This is a genomic window from Saccharopolyspora ipomoeae (assembly GCF_029952525.1).
GTDB classification, from domain to species: domain Bacteria; phylum Actinomycetota; class Actinomycetes; order Mycobacteriales; family Pseudonocardiaceae; genus Saccharopolyspora; species Saccharopolyspora ipomoeae.
The window spans coordinates 24,645-39,636 of sequence record NZ_JASAOF010000010.1 but is presented as its reverse complement, the minus strand read 5'-3'; the positions used below and the strand labels follow the sequence as shown (position 1 = coordinate 39,636).

Annotated in this window: 15 protein-coding genes; 7 read left to right on the top strand and 8 right to left on the bottom strand. The window is 71.2% G+C overall.

Translation table 11 applies throughout. The features are described from left to right. Positions 1–22: 22 nt before the first annotated feature. Positions 23–1,165 (bottom strand): acyl-CoA dehydrogenase family protein, encoded by a 1,143-nt coding sequence (locus tag QFW96_RS16935; RefSeq protein ID WP_281456630.1) that lies wholly within the window; start codon positions 1,163–1,165, stop codon positions 23–25. 194 nt (positions 1,166–1,359) lie between these two features. Here QFW96_RS16935 and QFW96_RS16930 point away from each other — a divergent pair, with 194 nt between their 5' ends. Both QFW96_RS16930 and QFW96_RS16925 read left to right on the top strand, forming a co-directional pair. After that, a complete protein-coding gene (locus QFW96_RS16930; RefSeq protein ID WP_281456629.1) occupies positions 1,360–2,247 on the top strand; it encodes an oxygenase MpaB family protein in 888 nt (295 codons plus the stop codon). Positions 2,248–2,413: 166 nt separating this feature from the next. Then, complete coding sequence (locus QFW96_RS16925; RefSeq protein WP_281456628.1) at positions 2,414–2,791, top strand: hypothetical protein; 378 nt, start codon at positions 2,414–2,416, stop codon at positions 2,789–2,791. Positions 2,792–2,840: 49 nt separating this feature from the next. On the opposite strand, the gene aztD is transcribed toward QFW96_RS16925, so the two are convergent. Genes aztD through aztB form a run of 4 tightly spaced genes read right to left on the bottom strand, consistent with a single transcriptional unit; the run spans position 2,841 to position 6,944 of the window. Continuing rightward, positions 2,841–4,004 carry a zinc metallochaperone AztD gene (aztD, locus tag QFW96_RS16920; RefSeq protein WP_281456627.1) on the bottom strand — a complete coding sequence of 388 codons (1,164 nt, stop codon included), beginning with the start codon at positions 4,002–4,004 and terminating at the stop codon, positions 2,841–2,843. 23 nt (positions 4,005–4,027) lie between these two features. Further along, positions 4,028–4,939: a zinc ABC transporter substrate-binding protein AztC gene (aztC, locus tag QFW96_RS16915; protein WP_425524767.1), complete on the bottom strand. Its 912-nt coding sequence runs from the start codon at positions 4,937–4,939 to the stop codon at positions 4,028–4,030. Next, a complete protein-coding gene (locus QFW96_RS16910; protein WP_281456626.1) occupies positions 4,936–6,045 on the bottom strand; it encodes a hypothetical protein in 1,110 nt (369 codons plus the stop codon). The genes aztC and QFW96_RS16910 overlap by 4 nt, the downstream gene beginning before the upstream one ends. A 38-nt stretch (positions 6,046–6,083) precedes the next feature. Further along, positions 6,084–6,944: a zinc ABC transporter permease AztB gene (gene aztB, locus QFW96_RS16905; RefSeq protein ID WP_281456625.1), complete on the bottom strand. Its 861-nt coding sequence runs from the start codon at positions 6,942–6,944 to the stop codon at positions 6,084–6,086. 80 nt (positions 6,945–7,024) lie between these two features. On the opposite strand from aztB, the gene aztA reads away from it, so the two are divergent. The 3 genes from aztA (at position 7,025) to QFW96_RS16890 (ending at position 10,559) form a co-directional block, all read left to right on the top strand. After that, positions 7,025–7,726 (top strand): zinc ABC transporter ATP-binding protein AztA, encoded by a 702-nt coding sequence (aztA, locus tag QFW96_RS16900; RefSeq protein WP_281456624.1) that lies wholly within the window; start codon positions 7,025–7,027, stop codon positions 7,724–7,726. A gap of 252 nt (positions 7,727–7,978) precedes the next feature. Continuing rightward, positions 7,979–9,103 carry an NDMA-dependent alcohol dehydrogenase gene (locus QFW96_RS16895; RefSeq protein ID WP_281456623.1) on the top strand — a complete coding sequence of 375 codons (1,125 nt, stop codon included), beginning with the start codon at positions 7,979–7,981 and terminating at the stop codon, positions 9,101–9,103. Between the two features lie 16 nt (positions 9,104–9,119). Then, positions 9,120–10,559, top strand: coding sequence for an aldehyde dehydrogenase family protein (locus QFW96_RS16890; RefSeq protein WP_281456622.1), 1,440 nt, complete (start codon positions 9,120–9,122; stop codon positions 10,557–10,559). Between the two features lie 21 nt (positions 10,560–10,580). On the opposite strand, the gene QFW96_RS16885 is transcribed toward QFW96_RS16890, so the two are convergent. Further along, the gene (locus tag QFW96_RS16885; RefSeq protein ID WP_281456621.1) at positions 10,581–11,501 is read right to left on the bottom strand and encodes an AraC-like ligand-binding domain-containing protein; all 921 of its coding nucleotides are present in this window, start codon (positions 11,499–11,501) and stop codon (positions 10,581–10,583) included. A 144-nt stretch (positions 11,502–11,645) separates the two neighbouring features. On the opposite strand from QFW96_RS16885, the gene QFW96_RS16880 reads away from it, so the two are divergent. Continuing rightward, a complete protein-coding gene (locus tag QFW96_RS16880) occupies positions 11,646–12,668 on the top strand; it encodes an AraC-like ligand-binding domain-containing protein (protein WP_281456620.1) in 1,023 nt (340 codons plus the stop codon). Here QFW96_RS16880 and QFW96_RS16875 read toward each other — a convergent pair. Next, positions 12,647–12,949, bottom strand: a complete 303-nt coding sequence (locus QFW96_RS16875) for an EthD family reductase (protein ID WP_281456619.1) — start codon at positions 12,947–12,949, stop codon at positions 12,647–12,649. The two genes, QFW96_RS16880 and QFW96_RS16875, sit on opposite strands and share 22 nt — an antisense overlap. Then, positions 12,949–14,208 (bottom strand): styrene monooxygenase/indole monooxygenase family protein, encoded by a 1,260-nt coding sequence (locus QFW96_RS16870; RefSeq protein WP_281456618.1) that lies wholly within the window; start codon positions 14,206–14,208, stop codon positions 12,949–12,951. The genes QFW96_RS16875 and QFW96_RS16870 overlap by 1 nt, the downstream gene beginning before the upstream one ends. Before the next feature lie 282 nt (positions 14,209–14,490). On the opposite strand from QFW96_RS16870, the gene QFW96_RS16865 reads away from it, so the two are divergent. After that, positions 14,491–14,976 carry a flavin reductase family protein gene (locus QFW96_RS16865; RefSeq protein ID WP_281456617.1) on the top strand — a complete coding sequence of 162 codons (486 nt, stop codon included), beginning with the start codon at positions 14,491–14,493 and terminating at the stop codon, positions 14,974–14,976. Positions 14,977–14,992 lie beyond the last annotated feature (16 nt).

The following is a 14,992-nucleotide window of genomic DNA, read 5'->3' as shown; positions in this document are numbered from 1 at the left end:
CGTGAGGGCACGATCGGGGGGATCAGAGGCCGTAGGTCTTGCCGATGATGTCCCGCTGGATCTCGCTGGTGCCGCCGTAGACGGTCGAGACGACCGTGGAGCGCAGCATCGACTCCATGTCGTACTCGGTGGCGTAGCCGTAGCCGCCGAGCATCTGCATGCCCTCCAGGGAGACGTGCTTGGCGAGCTCGGTGCTCTTGAGCTTGACCATCGAGGCCTCGCGGGCGAAGACCTTGCCGGGTTCGCGGTCGATGGCCGCGGCGACGCTGTAGAGCAGCAGCTGGGCGCACTCGATCTCGGTGGCCATGTCGGCGATGCGGTGCTTGAGCGCCTGGAACGACCCGATCGGCTTGCCGAACTGCTCGCGCTGCTTGACGTAGTCCAGCGTGTCGTCGAAGGCCCGCCGGGCAGCTCCGACCATGTTGGCGCCGAGGATCATCCGCTCCAGGTTCAGCCCGGCCATCAGCTGCGACCACGCCTGCCCGACGGTGCCGACGACGGCGGAGTCCGGCAGGAAGCAGTCGGTGAAGTACAGGTCGTTGACCTCGCGGCCGCCCATCGTCTCGATGCCGCTGATCTGCAGCCCGTCGACGCCGGTCGGCACCATGAACTGGGTCAGCCCGCGGTGCTTGGAGTCCTCCTGCGAGGTGCGGGCGATGAGCAGGATGTGGTCGGCGATGTGGGCGTTGGAGCACCAGGTCTTCTGCCCGTTGATCAGCCAGCCGCCGTCGACCTTCTCGGCCCGGCACACCAGCGCGCCCACGTCGGAGCCGGCACCGGGTTCCGACATCGACACGGCCTCCACCCGCCCGCGCACGACGCCTTCGAGAACGGTGCGCTTCTGCTCCTCCGAGGCGAACTTCTCGTAGGCGGCGGCGGTGATGATCGTGGTGGCGAAGCCGCTCATCGGGGCGCGGCCGTAGGCGGTCTCCTCCAGGAACAGGCACAGCTCGGTCATGCCCTGCCCGGATCCGCCGTAGGCCTCGGGCAGCGAGATGCCGAGCCAGCCGAGGTCGGCCATCTTGTCGTAGAGGTCCTGGTTGTGCGGCTCGGAGCCGTGCGCGGTGAGCTTGTCCCGCTGCTCCTTGGTGCCGCACTCGCGGCGGCAGAACTCGCCGACGGCGTCGACCAGGTCGCGCTGCTCATCGGTCAGGACTCGTGGCATGACGTGCCTCCATGGCTGCTGAATGTTTCTCAGCGGAGTCTGGCGACACTGTTGTCACTCTGTCAATAAGAACTCTCACCCGATCGGCAGGTAGCCCTAGGACAAGCGTTCCTGACAGCCTTTACACCCTGTTGACCCACGACCAACAACGATCTACGTTCGAGTGGTCGACCGCAGTTGGGGAGGTACCTGGGATGCGGCGCTTCGACCGCCTGAAGACGATCCTCGCGATGGACCCGGAGCGGGACTGCGACGAGATCTACCGACTGCTGTTCCAGTACGAATTCCCCTGGGACTTCACGCGTTCCCTCGAACTCGCGCTGTTCCGCACCTACGCGGTGCCGACCATCGGACGGCTGCTCGACCGCACCGGCGAGTTCGAGCGCGGCACGCAGAAGCGCTACGACGACACGGTCCTGGTGCTCTACGAGATCCTCATCCCCGACTCGCCGAGCTCGCGGGAGCGGGCGGTGGACCGGCTCAACCAGATCCACTGGCGCTACCGGATCAGCAACGACGACTACCTCTACACGCTGGCGACGTTCGTGGTGATGCCGGTGCGCTGGATCAACGAGTTCGGCTGGCGTCGCCTGCACCCCAACGAGATCCGCGGCCTGACCGCGATGTGGCGGAAGTTGGGCGAGGGCATGCGGATCGAGGGCATGCCGGAGACCTACGCGGGGTTCGAGCGGTTCCTCGACGACTACGAGCGCGAGCGGTTCGCCTTCGACGAAGGCGGCAGGCGCGTCGCCGACTCGACGATGCGGCTGTTCGGCTCGTGGTTCCCGCGCCCGCTCTCGGCCCCGGTCAGCGACGCCACCCGCCTGCTGATGGACCCGCACCTGCTCGACGCCCTCGACATCCCCCGCCCGCCCGAGCCCGCCCGCCGCGCGGTCCGCCTGGCGCTCAAGGCCCGAGCCCTGCTCCTCCGCCTCGGCTCACCGCGCCCCGACTCCCGCCCGGTCGCCCCCCGCCCCCGCACCTACCCGTCCGGATACACCCTCGACGACCTCGGGCCGGACTCCTACCGCCGCAACCCGACCCACCGCGACGCTCCCCCGGCGTGCCCGATCGCGAGGTAGGGCGGTTTTTCCTCGAATCACCCATGATCAATGTCCGTTATGTCCGGTCAATTCGAGGAAAAACTGCCCCCTGCCCCACGCCTCCACGACCTGACCGCCCTCGTGACACTGCAGTTGAAAACGGTTATCGTTATCGTGTCATTGGGTGAGCTAGGAGGAGGTCGTGGTGGAGTCAGCGACTCGGACCGTGGGATTCACGGCGGTGGTGTGCGACGACTGCCGGGAGCAGCTGCCGGTGCTCGACGCGTTGCGGGAGTCGGTGAGCCGGACCCCGCACGGCGTGCTGGTCAGCGCGCCCTGCCAGCTCGGGAGCCTGTGGTGCCGCACCCGCGCGCAGACCTCCGGCGACGGGACGGTGGTGCTGGTGCAGCCGTGCGACCTCAAGCGACGTCCCACCGGCCCGGTGATCCCCGTGGGCCCGCTGCGCGACCGCGCCGACCTGGCCGCGCTGACCGGCTGGATGACCTCCACCCCGCTGAGCGCGGACACCCTCCCGGCACGCCTGCGCACCCGCACCCCCGCGACTCACGCGCAGAACAACTAGCGGGACGACGAGGCCCGGCATCGCTGAGATGCCGGGCCTCGTCGTGCGGTCAGTGACCCGCGATCGGAGTCGCGATCTCGTTGGGGGCCTGGGGAAGCGCTCCGGTGGCGGTCTTCTGCCCGGAACCCAGGTCGATCGCGTGGATCTCGCGCTTGGCGGGGTCGGTCACGTAGGCCGTCCCGCCGCGGACGAACAGCGCCGGACGCGGTTGCTGCCACTCCAGCGGCTCCTCCCACTGCCCGATGACCGGGATGCTGCGGACCACGCGGGCCTGCACCGGGTCGATCACGTGCAGCTGCCCGTCGGTGCCCAGCACCAGCGCCTCCCCGGCCGGGCCGCGGCCCAGCGAGCGGAAGGTGTAGCTGGTGCCCAGGTCGACCAGCTTCAGCGACGAGTCGGCGGTGTTGACCAGCGCGACCTGCTGCGGGCGTTCGAGCTCGGCGTGCTCGTCCTGCTTGTAGTCGCCGAGCACGATCGGCGAGTGCTCGCTGCCTGCCTGGTTGCCGATCCGGCCGTAGGGCGTCGGGCTGGTGATCTTGGTGATCTGCCCGTCGCGGTACACCAGCGCGCCGTTCTCGCACCCGATGACCACCGCTTCGCCCTGCGCGACGGCCTCGCCGTGCACGCCGGGGCAGTCCTCGTTCCGGGTGATCTCGTGGCGGTGCTCGTCGAGGACCGCGATGCCGGTGCGGTCCTCCTCGTTGCCCAGCGAGAGCACCATCTGCCCGTTGGACAGCTCCACCGCGACGCCGTGGTGCGCCTCGGCGGCGGTGTGCTTGTCGGTGGCGGGCGCGCCGTTGGCGAGCTCGGCGGTGTCGAACGAGGTCACCTCGCCGGTCCCGTCGGCGAACAGCACCGTCCGGCCGGCGTTGCGCACCACGTGCCCGGGCTTGGGCGCCGGGAACTGCACGTCGGTGAGCCGGGCGTGCACGGCGTCGAGCGCCTGGAAGCCCGTCGACGTCGACACCATCACGTGCTCGGCGTCGCCGGCCGGGTTCAGCCGGTTGAAGCCCGGCAGCGGGATGTCCTGGGCCACGGACAGGGTTTTGCCGTCCAGCACCAGGATGCCGCCGTCGTAGGTGGTGACGATCGGGTCGGTGACCGCCTTGGCGGGTTCCACCGGCGCGGGTCCTGCGGCCTGCTCGGTGCCGCACGCGGCCAGGGCCAGCGCCGTCGTGGCGACGGCGATCGGTAAGCGAGCCCGTTTCAACATGGTTTCCTCTCCCTCTTTCCAGGTCAAGCGCCGAGTCCGGAGGCGATCGCCTCGGTGTTGGCGCGGGTCATCTCCAGGTAGGTGGCGGCACCCCGGCCCGGAGCGGTGAGCGATTCGGAGAACAGCGGCGTCACCCGCACGTCGAGCCCGGCCTGCTCGGCCAGCACTCGCGCCAGCCGGTCCGGCTGCGACGAGTCGGCGAAGATCGTGCGCACCCCGGCTCGGCGGACGGCGTCGGCCAGCGACGACAGGTCGGAGGCGCTGGGTGAGGCCAGCGTGGTGCCGCTGGGGATCACCGCACCGATCACCTCGAAGCCGTAGCGCTGCGCGAGGTAGCCGAACACGTGGTGGTTGGTGACGAGCTTGCGGCGCTCCGGCGGGATCTGCTCGAACCGCTGCGCCATCTCGCCCTCGACCGCGAGCACCTGCGATGCGTACTGCGCCGCTTGGTCCTTCACCGCCGCCGCGTCGATCCCGTCCACGTTGGACACGACGTGGTCGGCGATGATGCCGACGGCGCGGGCGACCCGCGCCGGGTCGGTCCAGAAGTGCGGGTCGGCCTGCGAACCCGGTCCGGCGATCGGGAGCGGGTCGACCTGCTCGGCGACCGCGAGGGTCGGAACCCCTTCGGCCCGGGCGGTCTGGACGTGGCGCTGCACGCCCTCCTCCAGGCCGAGCCCGTTGTGCACGACGAGGTCGGCCTGTTCGAGCTCGGCGGCCTGCTGCGCGGAGATCCCGAAGGAGTGCGGGTCGGCGCCCGCCTCCATCAGCACCGACACCGACGCGCGGTCGCCGACGATCTGCCGGGTGATGTCGCCGAGGATGTTGGTGGTCACGACCACCTCGGCGCGCGGCTGGGCTCCGGCGGAGCAGGCGGTGGCGGTGAGCAGCAGGGTGAGCAGCGCGAGGATCGCGCGCGTCGCGGTGCGCTTCACCGGCCCGTCTCCACCACGTGCGCGGCCTGCCCGCCCAGCTGGAAGCTCCGGGCGACGCGGAGACCGTCGTTGTAGTCGATCTCGTGCACCGTCCCGGCGGCGACGTCGTTGACGTACGCGCGGGAGGTGTCGACCTGGATGCTCGGCGGTGGCCCGCCGGGGGCGACGACCTGGTTGCGGGCGATCTCGGTGCCGTCCTGCCGGTAGGCGCGCAAGGTCCCGTCGGTGCCGACGGCCAGCAGCGAACCGCCCGCCCCGACGGCGTTGACGGCGGTCACCGGACCGGTGGGCACGTGCGTGAACGAGCGCTGGGACAGGTCCAGCAGCCAGGCGCCGTCGGTGCCGGCGAGGGCGGCGAGGGTGTCGCTGCCGGGCCGCATGTGGAACTCGGTGGCGCGCGGTGCGTTCGACGGGTAGGGGATCTTCTCGCCGCGGAACTCGCCGTCGTCCGCGGTCACGAGCAGGGCTCCGTCGGCGCAACCGAACACCACGCCGCGCCGCGTCACCGCCGTCCCGGTGGGTTCGGCGCAGGGCTCGGCGATGCGCCCGGTCTCGGCGCCGTTGCGGTCCAGCACCCGCACGCCGGTGTCGGACATGGCCAGCACGCGCTGCTCGTAGGGCACGGCCGCCGTTCCGGGCCGCACGCGGAGGTTCCCGGCCCGCTCGATCTCGCCCTTCTCCAGCGGTTCCCGGTTCAGCAGCGCCACCTGGCCGTCGGCACCGGACAGCGCGACGACCACCTTGTCGCTCTGCGCCTGCGCCGGGGTGGCGAGCGGAACCTCCCCCAGCTCCCGGATCTCGGCTCGGTAGTGGTGGACGTGGTCGCTGTGATCGACGGTCCAGCCGCCGCTGTCGACGACGTGCACCGAGTCGGCGTCGGAGAGGTAGGCGAAGCGGCCGTCGGTGGCGGCCTCGCGCACGCCCGGAACGGGCGCGAGCTCGCGCACCTCCTCGGTGAGCAGGTCCAGCACCCGCACCGCTCCCCCGCCGTCGGCGACGACGAGGCGGGACTGGGTCTCGGCGGTCTCCTCGGCGCCTTCGACGTAGCCGTGCGGGACCGGTGGTGGCGGGGGCGGTGGTGCGGAACAGGCTCCGAGGGCCAGCACGGCGGCACCTAACGAGAGCGCTCTCAGGCTGCGATGTTTCACGCGACGGGCTCGACTTCCTTCTCGACTTCTTCGGTGCTCAGGACCCGGTCCCGCAACGCGGAGACCAGGGCGGACAGGAAGAACAGGGCCACCGAGGTGGCGGCGATGCTGGCGCCGGCGGCGGTTCCCCAGTGCCAGGAGGCCAGCAGGCCCAGCACGGTGGCGGCGGCGCCGACCGCGGCGGCCCCGGCCATGACCACCGGCACGCGGTTCGCCCACAGCAGGGCGGCGGCGGGCGGGGCGATGAGCAGGCCGAAGACCAGCAGCGTGCCGACGACCTGGAAGCACATCACCATCGCCAGCGTCACCAGCCCGGTCATCAGCAGACCGGCCAGGCGCGGGCGCATCCCGAGCGTGTGCGCCTTGCGCGGGTCGAAGGTCAGCGCCAGGAACGGGCGGTAGGCGGCCACCGAGATCACGACCGCCACGACCAGCGCGATGCCGAGCCGCACCAGGTCGCCGTCGGTGACGGCGAGGACGTCGCCGAACAGGAACCCGGTCAGGTCCACGGCGAAGGACTTCGAGTGCGACACCACGATCACGCCGGTGGCCAGCATCCCCACGAACAGCAGACCGATCCCGGTGTCCCGGGACAGTCGGCGCGAGCGGTCCAGCGCCGAGACCCCGGCGGCCATCGCGCCCGCGCTCAGCGCCGCGCCCAGCAGCAGGTCGCCGCCGAGCACCGAGGCGATGGCCACGCCGGGCAGCATCCCGTGCGACATCGCGTCGGTCAGGAACGCCATTCCCCGCAGCACGACCCAGGTTCCGGCGAGCGCGCAGATCACCGAGACGAGCAAACCCGCCCAAAGCGCGCGTTCGACGAAGGAGACCCCGAACGGGACTAATAGCCATTCCATGTGGTTCAACCTATAATGGAAACGATTGTCGTTCTCAAGGTTGTGGCGTGACTTCGCCCACGACGACCGGAGGGGAAACCGTGAGCATCGCGTCCCGACCCGCAGTCGAACTCAGCCGGTTGCAGGCCGGATACCAGGGAAAACAGGTGCTCGACATCGAGGCTGCGGCGATCCCGGCCGCCTCGCTCACCGCCGTGGTGGGACCGAACGGCGCGGGCAAGTCCACCCTGATGGCCGCGCTCGCCGGCACGCTGACCGGAAACGGCGCGCTGCGGACCGGCTACCGCGGGCGACCGGCGTTCGTGCCGCAGCACAGCGCGGTCCCGGAATCGCTGCCGTGCACGGCCTTCGACGCCGTGGCGATGGGGCGGTGGGCCGAGCGCGGCCCGTGGCGCAAGCTCACCGCGGCCGACCGCGCGGCGATCGGCGAGGCGATGGAACGCCTGGAGATCACCGCGTTCGCCCACCGCCGCCTGGGCACCCTCTCAGGAGGTCAGCGCCAGCGCGTCCTGGTCGCCCAGGGGCTGGCCCAGCAGGCGGAGCTGCTGCTGCTCGACGAACCCGACGCCGGCGCGGACCCCCAGGCACGCGGGCTCATCGCCGACGCGATCCGCGCCGAAACCCGCCGGGGCCGCGCGGTCGTCCAGGTCTCCCACGACCTCACCGAGGCCCGCCGGGCCGACCACTGCCTCCTCCTCCACCGAGGGCACCTCCACGCCGCAGGCCACCCCGACGACGTCCTCACCCCCACCACGATCAACCAGGTGTGGGTCCCGTCCTGATCCGTCGGCTCCAGGAGCAGCACGGTTCTTCCTCGAATCACCCATGATCAATGTCCGTTATGTCCGGTCGATTCGAGGAAAAACCGTCCCCTGCCCCCACCTGCACACCTCCGACCACCGGGGAACCGCGGTTTTCGTCTTGCGTCGCTCGGTCGTGCACGGATTGGCGAGGGGGTGTGCGCGGATTGGTGATCTGGTGGGGGTGGGCGGGGGTTGTAGTGACCGGTGACAACGGAGTCACCGGAGGTACCCATGCCGATCACCACCCGCACATCGATCATCCGTCAGGTGCCCGGGACGTACGAGACCGCTGAGGTGGAGCTCGACGATCCGCGGCAGGGCGAAGTGACCGTGAAGCTGGCCGCTTCGGGGCTGTGCCATTCCGACGACCACGTGGCGACCGGGGACGTGCCGGTCGGGGTCCACCCCTACGCCGGTGGCCACGAAGGGGCCGGGGTGGTGACCGCGGTCGGGCCGAACACGCCCGGGTTCGCAGTCGGCGACCACGTCGTCTTCTCGTTCCTGCCCGCCTGCGGTCGCTGCGAGTTCTGCGCGCGCGGGCTGTCGAACCTCTGCGACCTCGGCGCCTCGCTGCTCACCGGAGCCCGGGCCGACGACCCGACCAGCTTCCGGATGCACCTCGACGGCCGGCCCGTCGGCCAGCAGTGCGGCATCTCGACCTTCAGCGAGCACACCACGGTCTCCATCGACTCCGTGGTCAAGATCGACAAGAGCATCCCGCTGCGCTCGGCCGCCCTCGTCGGCTGCGGCGTGCCCACCGGCTGGGGTTCGGCGGTGCGCTCGGCGAACGTGCAGCCCGGCGACACCGTGATCGTGATGGGCATCGGCGGCATCGGCGTCAACGCCCTGCAGGGCGCCGCCCACTCCGGGGCGACCACGATCATCGCCGTGGACCCCGTTGCGGCCAAGGAGGATTGGGCCAAGCAGTTCGGCGCGTCCCACTTCTTCACCTCGATCGAGGAGGCCGCCGAGCACGCCCGCTCGGTCACCAACGGCCAGGGCGCCGACGCCACGATCGTCACCATCGGCGTCGTGCGCGGCGAGCACATCGGCGAGGCGCTGGCCTCCATCCGCAAGGCCGGCACGGTCGTGGTGACCGGGCTCGGCGACATCACCGCCGTCGGCGCCCCGATCGCGCTGGGCGACCTGACGCTGATGCAGAAGCGGCTGCAGGGGTCGCTGTTCGGCGAGTCCAACCCGCGCCGCGACATCCCGAACCTGCTGCGCATGTACCAGAACGGTCAGCTCAAGCTCGACGAGCTCGTCACCAAGACCTACACCCTCGACCAGGTCGCCCAGGCCTACGAGGACATGCACGCGGGCCGAAACCTGCGCGGCGTCATCGTCTTCGACTGATCCAGGAGGAGTTCCCTTGCGCACGGACATGTTCATCGGCGGGAAGTGGACCGGCGGTGGTGGCACCACGTTCTCGACCCGCAACCCGGCCACCGGGGAGGTCATCGCCGACCTGCCCGAGGCGTCGAAGTCCGATGTGGACAGCGCGGTCGCGGCGGCGCGGGAGGCGTTCGGCTCGCCGGAGTGGGCCGGGATGCTGCCCGCGCAGCGCGCCCGGGTGCTGTTCAAGGCCGCCGACCTGCTGGAGGAGCGGGCCGCCGAGTTCGCCCGGCTGGAGACCACCGACCAGGGCCAGCCGCTGTCGATCAGCGCCGGGTTCTCGGTGCCCAACGCCGTGGAGCACCTGCGCTACTACGCGGGCTGGGCCACCAAGATCACCGGCGTCACCACTCCCCTGTCGGTTCCCGACGTCGACCACCGCACCCGGCGCGAGCCGCTGGGCGTGTGCGGGCTGATCACGCCGTGGAACTTCCCGCTGATGATCCTGGTGTGGAAGCTCGCCCCGGCCCTGGCCACCGGCAACACCGTGGTCATCAAGCCCGCCGAGCAGACCCCGCTGACCACCCTGCTGCTCGCCGAAGTCCTGGAGCAGGCCGGGATTCCGCCGGGTGTGGTCAACGTCGTCACCGGCGGGCCCGAGGCGGGCAAGGCGCTGGTCAGCCACCCCGACGTCGTCAAGATCTCCTTCACCGGCTCCACGGCCGTCGGCCGCGAGATCGGCGCCGAGGCCGGACGCGCGCTGAAGAAGGTGTCGCTGGAGCTGGGCGGCAAGGCGCCCAGCATCATCGCCGCCGACGCCGACGTCGACGCGGTCATCGAGGGCAACCTGATGTCCGGGCTGCTCAACTCCGGCCAGGTGTGCGCGGCGGCGACCCGGTTCTACGTCGACCGCAGCCGCGCCGACGAGTTCGCCGAGAAGATGGCGGGCGCGGCCGGGTCCATGAAGCTCGGTCCAGGCCTGGACGAGTCGACTCAGCTGGGGCCGGTGGCCTCGCTGGAGCAGCTGGAGCAGATCCAGCGCTACGTCGACATCGGCAAGGCCGAGGGCGCCCAGCTGCTCACCGGCGGCAGTCGCGCCGACGGGCACCTCGCCGACGGCTACTTCTTCCGGCCGACGGTGTTCGGCGGGGTCGGCCAGGACATGCGCATCGCCCGCGAGGAGATCTTCGGGCCGGTCCTGACGGTGCTGCCCTACGACGACCCGGAGGAGCTGGCGCCGCGCGCCAACGACACCGAGTACGGCCTGGCCGCCTACGTCTGGAGCCGCGACATCGGCACCGCGAACCGGCTCGCGCACCAGGTCAAGGCGGGCACGGTGTGGATCAACATGCCGCCGCTGCTGGACGCCGGAGCACCGTGGGGAGGGATGAAGTCCTCCGGTTCGGGCCGGGAGATGGGCTGGGACGCGATCGAAGCCTTCACCGAGGTCAAGAGCATCTGGACCAGCCTGGCCTGACGGCGGAGATCCGGCGGGCGGCTACCGCGCCGTCCGCCGGATCTCCGCCGCCGTCATCCCGAACTCGGCCTTGAGCGCGCGGCTGAGGTGGGTGCCGTCCAGCACGCCCCAGCGGGCCGCGATCGCCGCGGCGGTGCGGTCGGCGAGGACCGGGTCGGCGAGGTCGCGGCGGATGCGCTCCAGGCGCTGCCGCCGGATCCAGGCCGACAGCGTCATCGGGCTCCCGGCGAAGACCTTGTGCAGGTAGCGCACCGAGACGCCGTGCACGCGGGCCACCGAATCCACGGTGAGCCCCGGGTCGTCGAGGCGGGTGAGGCAGTGCGCCCGGACCCGGTCGGCGAAGTCCTCACCGGGTTCGGGACGCAGCTCGGCGAGCTCGGTGAGCACCATCGACACCAGAGCGTCGGTGAGGTGCCTGCCCACGTCGCCGCTCAGCCCGCCGGTGTCGTCGCCGAGCGCGTCGGTCATGGTGCGGAAGAACCCGCCGACGACCCGCTGCACGCCCTGCGAGGTCGGCACCGCGACCGCGCTGCGGCTGGCCAGGGTGTCGACGTGCCCGCCGAGCAGCGATTTCGGCACCGCCACCACGGTGATGTCGTAGGACTCGGGGAAGCGCAGCCGGTACGGCCGGTCGGTGTCGTAGTTGACCAGGTCGCCGGGGGTGAGCACGCAGCGCCTGCCGTCCTGCTCGACCTCGCCGCGACCGGCGGTGAGCATGGTGACCTTCACCAGCTCGCGGTCGCCCGAGCCGATCAGCCGCGGCGTGCGGCGCACCTGGCAGGGCGCGCACCGGATGCGGGTGACCGCCACGTCGCCGGCCGAGGCGGCGCGCAGCGAGTTCGGGAACGGCCCGGGCCGCAGCGGCCGGATGCGCAGCGGGGCGAAGACGGTCGAGGCCGAGGCCTCGAACTCGCCGATCTGCTCGTCGACGTCGACCGACATCATCCGTCCTTACCGATCGTTCAGTAACCGAACACACTACGTCCCCACCTGCACCGATGGCAACGGTCCCCGGAACCGGCACTGGCGGGAGACCGATCCGACCGGTTTTAATCCCAGGCGACCGGACACGTCGAGGAGGCGCGCATGGCACTGCTGCCGCCGGTCGCGTTCGCGACCGAATCCGTGCTCGCGTGGCAGCGGGTCATCTCGTCGTCGTTCGTGCCGCTGGTCGTCGACGACCTCAGCGACGGCCGGTTCGCCGGCACCATCCGGGGGCGCGTCCTCGACGACGTCTTCTTCGCCCGGCTGCGGGTCACCCCGCACGAGGTGCACCGCACCCGGGCGCTCATCGACGCCTCGCAGCGGCTGTTCTACAAGGTGACGCTGCTGCTGGAGGGCACCGGCGAGCTCGTCCAGGACACCCGCCGGGCGCTGATGCTGCCCGGCAGCGTCAGCGTCTACGACACCGCGCGCCCCTACGACCTGCGCTTCCCCGACCCGATCGACGCGGTGGTCGTGATGTTCCCGCGCGATCTGGTCGATCCCAGCCCCGACCACGTCCGCGCCATCACCGCCACCTCGCTCGGTCCCGAGGAGGCGCTGACCAGGCTCGTCGCTCCCCTGCTGACCGAGATCTCGCGCGACTTCACCGCGCTGGAAGGCCCCGCCTCCACCCGGGTGGTGCGCACCGCCGTCGAGCTCATCTCGGCGCTGCTGAGCACCGCCGCGCTCGCCCGCACCGACGACCACGACCGGGAGCACCTGTCGCTCATGCTGCGCATCCGCGAGTACATCCTGGACAACCTCGGCGACAGCGAGCTGAACCCGGAGGGCATCGCCCGCGCCGTGTTCATCTCCACCCGCCACCTGCACGCGCTGTTCCACCAGCAGGGCACCACCGTGTCGGCCTGGATCCGGGAGCAGCGGCTGGAGGCGATCCGCCGCGACCTCGCCGACCCGCTGCACGCGCACCGGCCGATCTCGGAGATCGCCACCAGCTGGGGCTACCCCGACGCGTCGCACTTCTCGCGGACCTTCCGGCAGCAGACCGGCGTGGCGCCCAGCGCTTTTCGCCGCGCCGCGCTGGAGGAAGCGCGGCGCGGCGGTGACGAGCGCAGCGGGGGCGACGAGCGCAGCGGGGGCGATCAGCGCGTCAGCACCGGGTAGTCGAGGACGACGGCGCCGCCGGTGGCGTAGTTCGGCACGTCGGCCTGCACCGCCCGGCCTTCCGGGGACGCCAGCGCCGCGGCCATCGTGGCCGCGTCCGGGAAGTCGGCCTCGAACAGCGCGAAGTACGGGCTCTCCGGTTCGGCGTGGACCTCGAAGGAGTAGCGGTGGTCCAGCATGCCCGGCAGCTTCGCCGCCAGCGGCAGGTGCGTGCCCTCGTAGTGCGCCTTGAACGCCTCCGGGTCGGTCGGGTGCGGGTACAGGACCAGGAGCTTGTGCATCAGGAGACCTTTCCGTGGGTGGGGTCGGTGCCGAGCGCGGCGTGCCGGGCGATCGCGGCGTCCACGCGGTCCGCGGTGGCGACCATGTCGCCGTTGCGGTGCGGGTAGCTGAAGTTCTCGGTGAACTCGTCGCAGAGCGTGCGCATCTGGGACATGGCGCCGAGCAGCTTCTGCAGGTGCGGCGGCGTCGGGGTGGCGATCATCGTGTTCACCCAGGTGGACAGGCCGTCGACGCGTTCCCGGCGGCGCAGCGCGACCTTCTGCGCGAAGCGCTCGTCGACCACGCCGTCCTCGATGATGGCGTCGGCGGCCACCTGCGCCTCGAACGAGGCGGAGTTGGCGCCCTGGCCGGTCACCGGGTCCACGGTGGAGTGCGCGTCGCCCAACGACAGCACCACGGTTCCGTCGGGCAGCAGGCGGTAGTCCTCGCGCACGACCGGGCGGACCGCCCCCTGCAGGACGTCGCCCGGGCGCATCAGCTTGAACCGCGACTCGTCGATGCGCTCGTGGACGGTCGGGTGGTGCTCCTTGAGCTTGTCCAGCGTGAGCCTGCGGTAGGCCTCGGGGTCGTCGGACTCCTTCTGCGTCATCAGGACTTCCAGGTCACCGCCCGGGACGTTCTCGCAGAGCAGGGCGCTGGCCCAGCCGTCGAAGGTGGTGATCGGCAGGTCCAGCAGCTCGCCGTGGCCGGGCGAGATGGACATGGTCACCGCGCGCGGTTCGGTCTGCGCGACGCCGTCCCAGAAGCCGACCGCGAGGTGGCGCTGCGGCTTGGCGTAGGGCGAGACGTCCGGGCGTTCGCCGAAGTACTCGGCGAAGGAGCGCTTGCCCGCGGCGACGACGATGAGGTCGTGGTGGCGGGCCAGCTGCTCGAAGTCGCCGGGCTCGATCGAGCGCTGCTCGATGGTGCCGCCGCGCTCCTCGTACTCGGCCATCAGGCGCGGCAGGTAGATGCGGTAGTCCAGCACCCGCGAGGGCCGCAGGAAGTCGCCGCGGAACACCGGAGGGCCGTCCGGGACGTTGAGGTGGTGGTAGTGCACCTGGTACCCGTACTCCTCGACCGGCCAGAAGTTCACGCCCATCGCCTCTTCGCGGGCGATGGTGGGCGCGTGGTGCGAGACGCTGTTCTGCGGTCGTCCCGACGCCACCTGCTCGGCGGTCTGGTTGGTGTAGATCCGGGTGTCCACCCCGGCCTGCTGGAGCAGCAGTGCGAGGTGCAGGCCCGCGGTTCCGGCTCCGATGATTCCGATGTTCGGCATCTGCGTCTCCTCGTTGAGGCGTGCCTGGGTCGCGGTCATCGTGGCCCGCCGCGCGGTGTTCCGGGTAGTGCGACGGGCCGTTGTTCGCTGAGGGGCAGGTCTGCTGCGCTGGCAGTCAAGTTGCCACCCGGGGCCGGGCGGGCGCTGTCCTCCGAGCGCACGGGTCTGTGCAACCAGGGCACGGCACCCCGCGGCCGTTGCCCGGCCTCGCGGGCGTTCCTACCGTCGATCGGTACCGGAGCGGCCCCGTCCCGGGCCGCCACGACCTAGGAGCGATCGACGATGACCGCAGCCTCGGCCGAGACGCAGGACTTGCGCGGGTGCTTGGGACGGTTCGCCACCGGTGTGGCGGTGGTGACCTTCGACGGGTTCGCCGACGGCGAGGTGAAGCGGCACGGGTTGACGATCAACTCGTTCACCTCCGTCTCGCTGGACCCGCCGCTGGTGCTGATCGCCGTGCAGCGCACGGTGCGCGCCCACGCCCTGCTGGCCGGGCGGCCGTTCGCGGTCAACGTCCTGGCCGCCGAGCAGCGCGACCTCGCGATGCACTTCGCGGGCCGCCCCAACACCGAGCCGACCTGGATCGAAGGCCGTCACGCACCTCGGCTCGCGGAGACGGCGTCCTGGTTCGAGTGCACCCCGTGGACCGAGCACGACGGCGGTGACCACACGCTGTTCCTCGGCAAGGTCGAGCGCTTCGACCTCCGCCCCGGCCCCTGCCTCGGCTTCGCCGACGGCACCTTCTTCACCATCCCCGAACCGACCTGAACCCCGCTCGCCCCTG